Source organism: Bradyrhizobium sp., from assembly GCF_035701725.1.
Lineage (GTDB): Bacteria > Pseudomonadota > Alphaproteobacteria > Rhizobiales > Xanthobacteraceae > Bradyrhizobium.
Genome location: NZ_DASSRP010000178.1, coordinates 1 through 10,510, shown reverse-complemented (window position 1 = coordinate 10,510; position 10,510 = coordinate 1). Strand labels below are relative to the sequence as shown.

Annotated in this window: 13 protein-coding genes; 6 read left to right on the top strand and 7 right to left on the bottom strand. The window is 61.4% G+C overall.

Annotated features, from left to right (window positions below; all coding sequences use genetic code 11):
• Positions 1–215 (bottom strand): helix-turn-helix domain-containing protein (locus tag VFL62_RS10710; protein ID WP_325172347.1); only part of this gene is annotated, 215 nt, incomplete at its 3' end.
• A 212-nt stretch (positions 216–427) separates the two neighbouring features.
• On the opposite strand from VFL62_RS10710, the gene VFL62_RS10705 reads away from it, so the two are divergent.
• From VFL62_RS10705 to VFL62_RS10680, 6 genes are all read left to right on the top strand, one after another.
• Positions 428–1,030, top strand: coding sequence for a hypothetical protein (locus tag VFL62_RS10705; protein ID WP_325172349.1), 603 nt, complete (start codon positions 428–430; stop codon positions 1,028–1,030).
• Positions 1,031–1,240: 210 nt separating this feature from the next.
• The gene (locus VFL62_RS10700; RefSeq protein ID WP_325172346.1) at positions 1,241–2,230 is read left to right on the top strand and encodes an AraC family transcriptional regulator; all 990 of its coding nucleotides are present in this window, start codon (positions 1,241–1,243) and stop codon (positions 2,228–2,230) included.
• Positions 2,231–2,595: 365 nt separating this feature from the next.
• Positions 2,596–4,200, top strand: coding sequence for an ATP-binding protein (locus tag VFL62_RS10695; protein ID WP_325172345.1), 1,605 nt, complete (start codon positions 2,596–2,598; stop codon positions 4,198–4,200).
• 170 nt (positions 4,201–4,370) lie between these two features.
• Positions 4,371–4,766 (top strand): RidA family protein, encoded by a 396-nt coding sequence (locus tag VFL62_RS10690; protein WP_325172344.1) that lies wholly within the window; start codon positions 4,371–4,373, stop codon positions 4,764–4,766.
• Positions 4,767–4,963: 197 nt separating this feature from the next.
• Positions 4,964–5,314 (top strand): metalloregulator ArsR/SmtB family transcription factor, encoded by a 351-nt coding sequence (locus VFL62_RS10685; RefSeq protein WP_325172343.1) that lies wholly within the window; start codon positions 4,964–4,966, stop codon positions 5,312–5,314.
• On the top strand, positions 5,314–5,784 hold the full coding sequence (locus VFL62_RS10680) for an SRPBCC domain-containing protein (RefSeq protein WP_325172342.1): 471 nt from the start codon (positions 5,314–5,316) through the stop codon (positions 5,782–5,784). Before VFL62_RS10685 ends, VFL62_RS10680 begins: the two co-directional genes overlap by 1 nt.
• Positions 5,785–5,919: 135 nt before the next feature.
• On the opposite strand, the gene ilvC is transcribed toward VFL62_RS10680, so the two are convergent.
• From ilvC to VFL62_RS10650, 6 genes are all read right to left on the bottom strand, one after another.
• Positions 5,920–6,939: a ketol-acid reductoisomerase gene (gene ilvC, locus VFL62_RS10675; protein ID WP_325172341.1), complete on the bottom strand. Its 1,020-nt coding sequence runs from the start codon at positions 6,937–6,939 to the stop codon at positions 5,920–5,922.
• 163 nt (positions 6,940–7,102) lie between these two features.
• Positions 7,103–7,702 carry a LysE family translocator gene (locus tag VFL62_RS10670; protein ID WP_414644677.1) on the bottom strand — a complete coding sequence of 200 codons (600 nt, stop codon included), beginning with the start codon at positions 7,700–7,702 and terminating at the stop codon, positions 7,103–7,105.
• Positions 7,699–8,580: an EamA family transporter gene (locus tag VFL62_RS10665; RefSeq protein WP_325172340.1), complete on the bottom strand. Its 882-nt coding sequence runs from the start codon at positions 8,578–8,580 to the stop codon at positions 7,699–7,701. The genes VFL62_RS10670 and VFL62_RS10665 overlap by 4 nt, the downstream gene beginning before the upstream one ends.
• A 167-nt stretch (positions 8,581–8,747) precedes the next feature.
• On the bottom strand, positions 8,748–9,443 hold the full coding sequence (locus tag VFL62_RS10660; protein WP_325172339.1) for a class I SAM-dependent methyltransferase: 696 nt from the start codon (positions 9,441–9,443) through the stop codon (positions 8,748–8,750).
• A 3-nt stretch (positions 9,444–9,446) separates the two neighbouring features.
• Positions 9,447–9,989 (bottom strand): acetolactate synthase small subunit, encoded by a 543-nt coding sequence (gene ilvN, locus VFL62_RS10655; RefSeq protein ID WP_325172338.1) that lies wholly within the window; start codon positions 9,987–9,989, stop codon positions 9,447–9,449.
• Positions 9,990–10,158: 169 nt separating this feature from the next.
• A partial coding sequence (locus VFL62_RS10650) for a pyridoxal-phosphate dependent enzyme (protein ID WP_325172337.1) occupies positions 10,159–10,510 on the bottom strand: 352 nt, incomplete at its 5' end.

Genomic DNA, 10,510 nt, shown 5'->3' with positions numbered 1-10,510 from the left:
TGCCGAAACGGCGCGCCCGGCGATACGCCCGCGCGGCGCGCGACCTCGCGCATGCTGAGCTGCGCGATGCCGCCCTGCTCGATCAGGCCAAAGCCGGCGTCGATCAGGGCGCGGCGGAGATTGCCGTGATGATACGGCTTTGGCGCCCCTGCCCGCGCAGCGCGGCGCTTCGGCTTGGCGGCGACCGCAGTTCTGGATTTGGACGGGACTGGCATGGCGCTCCCAGGGCGTCTTCAGGCGAGATGGATAGCGGTTCGCCTGAAGAAGACGCGTCAAACAACCTCTAGCATCAAGCAAACGTGAATGTAAGCACTGATTACACAATTGACCCATCGGCGAGAACTGAATGTAACTACTGATTACATTTAGTCGGGAGGAGAGTTTGCGTGCAAACTGGTTTGAAGGCTGGCGCCTGTTTTCGGTTCTGATGCTCGTGCTGTCCGCGCTGTCGCTCGCGATCGCAGGCACGCGCGCGTTTGACGTGGAGGGGATGCGTATGGTCATCCGCTTTACCGCGCGAACTTCGCTGCTGTTTTTTTGCCTGGCATTTTCTGCCGGGGCGCTGCTGCGGCTGTGGCCCAATTCCTGGACACGCTGGCAGCGGCGTAACCGCCGCTATCTCGGCGTCACCTTCGCCGGCTCGCATGCGCTCCACGCCGCGGCGGTCGTGGCTTTCGCTATCGCCGCCCCGGCCACATTCGTGGCGGAGACCTCGATTGTCACCTATATCGCGGGTGGCATCGGCTATTGCCTGATCATCGCGATGGCGGCGACCTCGTTCGACCGTACGGCTCGCGCGATCGGCCGGCCTGCCTGGCGCATCCTGCACCTTACCGGCAGCTACTTCCTTTGGGCCCAGTTGATGGTCTCTTTCGGCAAACGGGCGCCAGGTATGCCGCTTTATGCCGCCTTCCTTGTCCCGTTGCTGGCGGTGATGGCGGCGCGGCTGATCGCGTTCGCGTTATCGCGATCGACGAGCGGACAGCACGCGGGACGCGTCGTGCCAGCCCCGTCACAAAGTGACGGATGACGAATGTCATCTTTTGGCGGTATTCACATCCTGATTCATCGATAGTTTGTGCACAAACGATAGGCATTGTCGTGCATCGTCGGCCCTGAAATATTTAGGCTGATATAATCGGGCGGCTGCATGCCGACCCACTCCTTCCCGCCGACCGGAAAGACCTGTAGCGTCGGACCAAACGCATGACGATGTGAGCGGCGCGAGCGTATTTGAACCATGTCTTTCGAACCCCTGGTCAATCCGCTGCAGCGCTTTCCGGTCTTTCGCACGTCTGATGCGGAAGAATTCAGGCACGCTCTTCTCACGCGCTACGGCGCGACCAGGGCCGAGATCAAATCATCCAGGAACCTGATCGCGAGAGGCAATCTCGTTCAGCTTCAAAGCATCGGCCTGATCTATGGCCAGGGCAGCGCGGCTGCGAGCGCCGATTTTCCCGAGGTCGAGCGGTTCCGCTTTTTCAGCACCTTGAGCGGCAAGGGTCAGAGCACGATCGGAAAACACGCGATCGCGCTGAATGCCGATCAGTGCAGTATCGTCTCGCCCGGCCAGAAAGTCGCCATCGCCACCGACGGCGGCCATGAATGGTTCAACTTGCGGATCGAAGGCGGCGCCCTCGAACGCAAGCTTGCCTATCTGCTCGGCGCGCGGCCGAATGGCAAGCTTGAGTTCGAACCCGCGATCGGCCGGCACACCCCGCAATTTCAGCAACTCTGGCGCCTGCTGCGCTTCTTCGCCGAGCAACTCGATGCAACTTCCGACCAGTTGCCGTCGTTGGTGCTCCACGAGTTGGAACAAACCGTTCTGGTGGCACTGCTCAGCGCCAATCCTCACAGCTTCAGCCATCTTCTGCAGCGCGAGTCAAAGGACACGTTGCCCTCACATGTGCGCCGCGCGGAGGATTTCATCGAGGCGCATTGGGACCAGGCGATCACGATCGAAAAGCTCGCGGAAGCGACCGGCGTCGGCGCCCGCGCGATCTTTCGCGCCTTTCAGCAAACCCGCGGTTATTCGCCGATGGCTTTTGCCAAAATGATCCGGCTCCGCCACGCACACCGGATGCTCTCGGCCCCGGACAAGGAAACCTCGGTGACCGCAGTCGCCTTCATCTGCGGCTTCGGCAATCTCGGACATTTCGCGCGCGATTATCGGGAAACTTTCGGCGAGCGCCCATCGGCGACGCTGGCGCGCGCGACGCGACGCAGCTGAGACTGCCCGCACCGGCGAACCACACGCGCAAGTTCGACCCGGCACGCGGCTGCCGACCAATAGCGGGGTGGCCGCCGCGGACTGTCAGGCGGCGCGACACGCCGGTTCCAGTCGCATGAGCCGGCCATAACGGTTGTGCTGGAGCCGATCATTCCCGTCGGTTAAAATAAGCGGCGAGATCGGCCAAGAATCACCGCGACATTGCCGGATCATGAACTATCGACGCATGAGCGCCAAGGGCTCCAACTCCATCGAGCCACGCCCGCGTCGTTTGCTGGACATTTGATCCAAAAACTCAAACGTTTTGTAAAGCAGCGTTCACGACCTTAGGCCAGGTCTGACTCTTCTCGTGCAAGGGGACTTCGATGCTTTGGGACAAACTGAAGATGTTTTTCGATAGCACCCTGTTTGCGCCGCATGGCATTTGCCTGCAGTGGGATCCTGACCTGCTGGTTGTCCACATCGCATCGGATGCGATCATTGCGCTGTCCTATTTCTCGATTCCTTTCGCGCTGGCCTATTTTGTTTCCAGGCGCAGAGATGTGGAGTTCGGCTGGGTGTTTTGGGCCTTTGCCGTCTTCATCATGGCGTGCGGCCTCACCCACGTCATGTCCATCTATACGCTTTGGGTGCCGGCCTATGGCCTTGAGGGCATCGTCAAGATCATAACGGCCGCGGCTTCGATCTCGACCGCCATCCTGCTCTGGCCCTTGATTCCACAGCTTCTGAAAGTCCCGTCTCCGGGCGAACTGCGGCTGGCGAAAGCGATGCTGGAGGCCGAAGGTCAGCAGCGCCGCGAGGCCGAGGAACGGCTCCGCCACGCCCAGAAAATGGAAGCGATCGGTCAATTGACCGGAGGGGTGGCGCACGACTTCAACAATCTGTTGATGGTAATCTCCGGCAATCTCGAAATCGCTGAACGAACGCTCGGCCGCTGGAGCGAGAACTCCCGTTTCAAGCTGCAGCACCTGATCTCGCGGGCTCGCGACGGGGCGTTGCGGGCCACCACGCTGACCCAGCGGCTGCTTTCCTTCGCGCGCAAGCAACCGTTCAACACCAAGGTCATCGACGTCGATGCGTTGATTGCCGGCATGGCCGACTTCTTCAAGAGGGCGGCGGGCGAAAATATCACTCTGGAAATCGAAGGCGCATCCGACTTGTGGTACACCGAAACCGACCCGCATCAACTCGAGGCTGCCTTGCTCAACCTCGTCGTCAACGCCAAAGATGCGATGCCGTCGGGCGGAAAGCTCGTCGTCGAAACCCGCAATGTCGAAATTGACGGCGAATATGCCAAGACCAGCCCCGACGCCCGCGAGGGACAATATGTTCTGATCTCGGTTTCAGACAACGGCACCGGCATGGAGAAGCAGGTCCGCGAGCGCGCCTTTGAACCGTTTTTCTCGACCAAACAGACCGGACACGGCACCGGTCTCGGCCTCAGTCAGGTTTACGGCTTTGCGCGCCAGTCCGGCGGCTTTGCGGAAATCGATAGCGAAGCCGGTCGTGGCACCACCGTCAAACTCTTCCTGCCCCGCACGCAGCACGCGCCAGCGGCAACACCCCGGGATGCAAAACACAGCGTCGACCTGCGGGGAGACGGGCAGCGGATACTGGTCGTCGAAGACGACGAGGATGTCCGCAACTTCGTGACCGAAACCCTGACCGACTATAATTATCGAGTCGTCGCCGCGTCCAATGCCGACGATGCGGCCCGTGCCTTTGCCGATCAGCCAAACGATATCGAGCTACTGCTCACGGATGTGGTGATGCCGGGCAAAAACGGACGCGTGCTCAGTGAAGAGTTGCTCAAGCTGAATTCAGCCCTCAAGGTCATATTCATGACCGGGTATTCGCGAGACCTGATCGCGCGAGACGGCCGCCTCGCCCAGGGCGTCGAGTTGCTGCAAAAGCCGATCACCCAGCACGACCTCGCGACCAAGGTCTGGAGCGTACTCCTGATGCCCTGATTGCAGCATTCGCAATGCCGACCGTGGCGATGCGATTGTGAGCTGGACGCGCAAACGATGGCGCCAGACTTTGCCTTGCATTCACATTTCGATCGATATCGAAACATGAAATGAAGATCGTCTGCTATAGCAGACGGATCGGCACTCGAGCTTCATAACGGAGCAAATTCATGGCAAGAGAAACGATCCGGGTCGAACCCCTGACGACCTGGCTTGAGCGGGTGAAAGCGCCCGCATGCATCGCGACGCGGCACAATGGTACGGTCTATGTCTCGGGACTTCCACCCTTCGATCCCGAAACCGGCAGCGTCGCGGTCGGTGCGTCGATCGAGCGACAGGCCGAGCTGGTGCTGGGACAGCTAAAACTCTGCGTCGAGACCGCGGGCTCCTCGCTCGACCAGGTGCTCAAGTGCAATGTCTATTGCACCTCGGCGGAAAAATTCGCCGCGGTGAACGCGATCTACGACCGCTATTTCCCGAACAACCCACCGGCGCGGATCTTCGTCTGCGTGCCGCGGTGGTTCGGCCCGTTCGATATCGAGATCGACTGCATCGCGGCGGTGTGAAGCGCTTGCCGTTTTTCTCGGTCATTCCGGGATGTGCCGTAAGGCGCAGACCCGGAATCTCGAGATTCCGGGTTCGAGCTTCGCTCGCCCCGGAATGACGAATCGCGTTCGTCAATTCTTCGCCTCGCTTGCCAAACCGCCCTCCCGACCTCCATTTTCCCTTGAATATAACAAACGTCTTATATAAGATATTCGTTATGATATCGACCCAACGCTCCGCCCGCCTTGATGCGGCTTTCCTCGCCCTCGCCGATCCGACGCGCCGGGCGATCCTTGCTCGCCTGACCAGGGGCGAGGCCACGGTGCTGGAACTCGCCGAGCCTTTCGACATGAGTCAGCCCGCGATCTCGCGGCACCTGAAGGTGCTCGAGGAAGCTGGTTTGATTGCCCGAAGGATCGATGGCACGCGTCGCCACTGCCGGCTGGCGGATACCGGACTCGACGATGTCGATCGGTGGCTCGCGATGCTGCGCAAGGCGCTCGACAAGAACTATCAGCGGCTTGACGGGCTGCTCGCGGCAATGACTTCAAAACGAGGAGAGAAGTAATGAGTAAGCTGACGATAAAAACAGAGGGCGACCGTTTCGTAATCGTAACCCGGCGCTTTGCCGCCCCACCCGAATATGTCTATCGCGCGCATACGGAACCAGCACTGATCCAGCAATGGATGACGGGCCCTGACGGCTGGAGCATGCCCGTCTGCATCTGCGACGCACGGCCGGGTGGCAAGATCCGCTACGAATGGGCGATGCCGGGCCGCGCCGGCTTCTATCTCACGGGGGAATTTCTCGAACTGGAGCCTTACAAACGCATCGTCCATGTCGAGCGCATGTTCATGCCCAACCCGACGCCGGACAATCACTGCGAAACCCGGTTCGAGAAAGACGGCGACGGCACGCTGATGACGATGCGCATGACGTTGCCGGATGCCGAGACGCGCAAGATGGCGATCGAAAGCGGCATGGAGCACGGCATGGAGGCGAGCTATGTCCGGCTCGAAAGACTGGCGGCGGCTTGAAAAATAAAAACGCGGTGCATGTCATTGGGCCATGCACCGCGCTATTTCGCCGTCATCGCGAGCGCCAGCGTAGCGATTCAGATCACTTAAAACTGGATTGCTTCGTCGCTTCTGCTCCTCGCAATGACAAGAGCCTCAGTTCTTGCTCTTGTCGACCAGCGCACCCTTCTTAATCCACGGCATCATGTCGCGGAGCTTGGCGCCGACCTCCTCGATCGGATGCGCGGCGAGCTTGGCGCGCGTCGCCTTGAACGAGGTCTGGTTCACCTTGTTCTCCAGCATCCAGTCGCGGGCGAACTTGCCGCCCTGGATGTCGGCCAGAACCTTGCGCATCTCCTTCTTGGTCTCGTCGGTGATGATGCGCGGGCCCGTGACGTACTCGCCGTATTCGGCGGTGTTGGAGATCGAGTAGTTCATGTTGGCGATGCCGCCTTCATAGATCAGGTCGACGATCAGCTTCACTTCGTGCAAGCACTCGAAATAGGCCATCTCCGGCGCGTAGCCGGCTTCGACCAGCGTCTCGTAGCCGCCCTTGATCAGTTCGACCAGGCCGCCGCACAGCACGACCTGTTCGCCGAACAGGTCGGTCTCGCATTCTTCCTTGAAGGTGGTCTCGATGATGCCGGCGCGGCCGCCACCGACCGCCGAGGCGTAGCTGAGACCGAGGTCGTGCGCGTTGCCCGAGACGTCCTTGGCAATGGCAATGAGGCAGGGCACGCCGCCGCCGCGCTGATATTCCGAGCGCACGGTGTGGCCGGGACCCTTCGGCGCGATCATCAGCACGTCGAGATCGGGGCGCGGATCGAGCAGGTTGAAGTGCACGTTGAGGCCGTGGGCGAACACCAGCGCGGCGCCCTTCTTCATGTTGTCGTGCAGGTGCTCGCGATAGATATCGCCCTGCAATTCGTCCGGCGTCAGCATCATCACGAGGTCGGCCCACTTGGCGCCTTCGGCGACTTCGTACACCTTGAAGCCGGCGGCCTCGGCCTTCTTGGCCGAAGCCGAGCCCTTGCGCAGCGCAATCGCCACTTCCTTGACTCCGGAGTCCTTCAGGTTCAGCGCATGGGCGTGGCCCTGGCTGCCGTAGCCGACGATCAGGACCTTCTTGCCCTTGATCAGGTTCAGGTCGGCGTCGCGATCGTAATAAACACGCATGGTCGTTTCCTCTGGTGACGGGGCCGGCAAGCGGCCAATGGATCAGATTTGGTGGGTCAGGCACGGGGGTAGATCGACCGCCGGGCGCCTTCGAATTTCCCGCGTGGTCTAGACATTTTAGGCAGGGGGGTAAACCCCTCTTTGCGCATGGATTCGGCTGCTTTCACTCCATGAAGACCGGGTACAGCGAAGCCAGCAACAACAAGGCCATCGCGATATTGAAGATCCGTACCGCGCGCGGCGAGGTCAGGACCGGACGGAGCGCGCTGCCGAACAGCGTCCAGACGGTGATCGAGGCCGTCCCCATCAGAAGGAAGATCACGACCTGGAGCACGATGTTGAGCGGGAATTTCGCGATTCCCGCATAGGCGGTGATGGTGCCGATGATCGCGACCCAGCCCTTGACGTTAACCCACTGGAACATCGCCGCGCCCCAGAAGGTCATGGGGCCGCGGCTCGCCTCGCCCGGCTTCGGCGGCCCGGCCATCGCGATCATCACCGCGAGATAGATCAGATAGGCCGCGCCGGCATATTTGAGGATGGTCTGCAATACCGGAAAGGCAATGAAAACCGTGCCGAAGCCGAGGCCGACGGCGCCGACCATGAAGGCAAATCCGATCACGACGCCCAGAATATGCGGCACGGTGCGGCGGAAGCCGTAGGTCAGCCCCGACGACATCACCATGATGTTGTTCGGCCCCGGTGTGAAAAACATCACCGCCGCGAACAGCACGAAGGCGAAAAACAGTTCACGCGAAATCATGCCCGCACCGCCTCCGCTGCGGCCTGCCGAGGCTTCGACAGCACCATCACGGCGATCCCGAAAATCACCGTCAACATGCCAGCGAGCCGAAGCGGCCCAAATGTCTCATGAAAGACGATGCTGGACGCCGCCGAGCCGACGAAGGGGACCAGCAACGCGAACGGCACCACCTGCGCCGCCGGATAGTCGTGCAACAACCGGTTCCACAGCCAATAAGCCAGACACGTCGAGACCAGACCGATGCCCAAGAGGCAAGAGAGAACGGCAAGCGACATATGCGACAGCGCCTGCCACGTCGGCTGCACGCCATCGCCGGCGAGCGCCAGGGCCAGGAGCGGCACCGCGGCAATCAGGCAGAGCCAGACCGAGAGGTCGAACATCGGCACGCCGCGCGCCTGCCGCAGCAGGAGATTGCCGGCCGCAAAACTGATCGGCGAGATCATCAGCACCGCAAATGCCGATACGCTGAAGTCATAGCCGACGGTGCCGCAGATCATCAAAAGACCCGCGGCCGCAATCGCAATGCCGAGCGCCTGCCTCCATGACGGCCGCTCGCCGAACAGGATCGCCGCCAGCCCGATCGTGAACAGCGCCTGGCTCTGCACGATCACGCTGGTCAGGCCGACCGGGACGCCGAGTGCCATGCCGTAGGATTGCGCGAGGAACTGGCCGAGAAACAGCGTGAAGCTGATCGAGATCAGCACCGGCCAGGACACCTTGGGCCGCCGCACCACCAGGCATGGCGCGGCGGCGATCGAAAAGCGCAGGGCCGTCATCAGCGCGGGCGAGAGTTCGTTGAGCGCAATGCGGCTGAGGACAAAGGCAAGCCCCCAGATCACCGCGACCAGGACGGCGAGGCAGACGTCGGCGGGTTTCATTGATTTTTCTAACCTTTAGCTCATGACCTTTGACCGTCATTGCGAGCCAACGGGCCGCGCGAAATGCGCGCCCGATGACAGGCTCCGCGAAGCAATCCAGACCTTCTCCAGGAAATGATCTGGATTGCTTCGTCGCTCCGCTCCTCGCAATGACGACGGGACATGAGTCAGCCCTGCTCGCCGTGTTTGGGTTTGCGCAATAGATACGTGCCGTGCAGCGGCGCGTGATAGTCGACTGAGGTCAGCACGAAGCCGGCATCCACCAGCATCCGCTCGATCACCCAGCCGAAGGTCGAATATTCGTCGCGCATATGTGTGACGACGCTGTCGCGGTTGAAGTCGTGATTGGTGATCGAGAACTCGGCCCATTCCTCGACATCGCGCTCGGTGCCGTCGGGCGTTCGCACGAACACGATGTCGCGCAGGAAGAAATTCGCGCCGGGCTTGAGCGCCGCGAAAATCCGCGACATCGCCACCGCCTTCCAGAAATCCGGCAGATGGTGCAATGTGAATTCGCTGACGATCAGGTCGTAGCTGCTCGGCTGATAGGCAAAGCTCAAGAGCCCCGCCGACTGCGTGCGGATCGCAACCTTGCGATCGCGCGCCGAGATCTCGGCGAGCGCCAGCATCGCCGGCGAAATATCGATCGCGTCGACCTCGGCGCCGATTCGCGCCGCCTCGCAGGCGAGCACGCCGTTGCCGCAGCCGATGTCGGCGATGCGCCAGCCTTTCTTGACGCCCAGCATCGACAAGGCGGCGCGGGCGCGCAGGTCGGCGTCGTCGTCGCCGCCATAGAGCGAGGCGACCGCGGAATCGATTCCGATCCGCCGACGTTGGTTATAGTACCAGTCGCGCGCCAGCATGATTCACATCCCCTCGGCTCCGCGGCCAATGGCGGCAACGCCGGTGCGCGACACTTCGAGCAGGCCGAGCGGGCGCATCAGGTCGATGAACTGGTTGATCTTCGAGGAATTGCCGGTGATCTCGAATACGAAACTCTCGGTGGTGGCGTCGATGACGCGGGCCCGGAACGCGTCCGCAAGCCGCAGCGACTCGACTCGGTGTTCGCCTGACCCGCGCACCTTGACCATCGCGAGCTCCCGTTCGATCGAGCGGCCGGCCAGCGTCATGTCGACGACGCGATAGACCGGCACCATGCGGTCGAGCTGATGCTTGATCTGCTCGATCACCATGGGTGTACCCGTGGTGACGATGGTGATACGCGAGAGGTGCTTCTGGCTTTCGGTCTCCGACACCGTGAGGCTTTCGATGTTGTATCCGCGCCCTGAGAACAGGCCGATGACGCGGGCAAGCACGCCCGGCTCGTTCTGCACCAGCACCGACAGCGTATGCGACTCGTTCGGCGCCTTTTGTTCTTCCATGAAGTACGCGGATGCGGGCTGGTTCATTTCGACTCCCCAATCTTTCCATCGTCATGGCCGGGCTTGACCCGGCCATCCACGTCTTGTCCTCCGCAGAAAGAAAGACGTGGATGCCCGGCAGCGCAGGCAAGTTTACGCAGTCTGCGAAACGCAGACCGCTGTGGCCGGGCATGACGGCTGAATGTGACGCTCGTACTCATGCCATCACTTTCTGGGTGACGGCGTCATCCGCCATCACCCAGGTGCGAAACAGCTCGAAATCGATGTTGCCGCCGCTCAGGATCAGGCCGACGCGTTTTCCGCGCAGCTTTGTTTTTTCCTGCAGCGCCGCCGCGAGCGCGGCTGCGCCGGCGCCTTCGGCAAGGTTATGCGTATCCGTCCAGTAGGCGCGGATCGCCGCAGCGATCTCGTCATCGGTTACCTGGACGATGTGCGAGGCGCCCTTGCGGATGATCTCGAACGACGTCGGGTCGGGAATACGGGTCGCCATGCCATCGGCGCGGGTGTTGCTCGAATTGGTGCTGACGATGGTGCCGGCCTTGAACGAT

Bases quoted from the DNA above. Each gene is read 5' to 3' on its own strand.
- VFL62_RS10705 (WP_325172349.1), top strand. From the start codon at position 428: ATGCTCGTGCTGTCCGCGCTGTCGCTCGCGATCGCAGGCACGCGCGCG.
- VFL62_RS10700 (WP_325172346.1), top strand. From the start codon at position 1,241: ATGTCTTTCGAACCCCTGGTCAATCCGCTGCAGCGCTTTCCGGTCTTT.
- VFL62_RS10695 (WP_325172345.1), top strand. From the start codon at position 2,596: ATGCTTTGGGACAAACTGAAGATGTTTTTCGATAGCACCCTGTTTGCG.
- VFL62_RS10690 (WP_325172344.1), top strand. From the start codon at position 4,371: ATGGCAAGAGAAACGATCCGGGTCGAACCCCTGACGACCTGGCTTGAG.
- VFL62_RS10685 (WP_325172343.1), top strand. From the start codon at position 4,964: ATGATATCGACCCAACGCTCCGCCCGCCTTGATGCGGCTTTCCTCGCC.
- VFL62_RS10680 (WP_325172342.1), top strand. From the start codon at position 5,314: ATGAGTAAGCTGACGATAAAAACAGAGGGCGACCGTTTCGTAATCGTA.
- ilvC (WP_325172341.1), bottom strand. From the start codon at position 6,939: ATGCGTGTTTATTACGATCGCGACGCCGACCTGAACCTGATCAAGGGC.
- VFL62_RS10670 (WP_414644677.1), bottom strand. From the start codon at position 7,702: ATGATTTCGCGTGAACTGTTTTTCGCCTTCGTGCTGTTCGCGGCGGTG.
- VFL62_RS10665 (WP_325172340.1), bottom strand. From the start codon at position 8,580: ATGAAACCCGCCGACGTCTGCCTCGCCGTCCTGGTCGCGGTGATCTGG.
- VFL62_RS10660 (WP_325172339.1), bottom strand. From the start codon at position 9,443: ATGCTGGCGCGCGACTGGTACTATAACCAACGTCGGCGGATCGGAATC.
- ilvN (WP_325172338.1), bottom strand. From the start codon at position 9,989: ATGAACCAGCCCGCATCCGCGTACTTCATGGAAGAACAAAAGGCGCCG.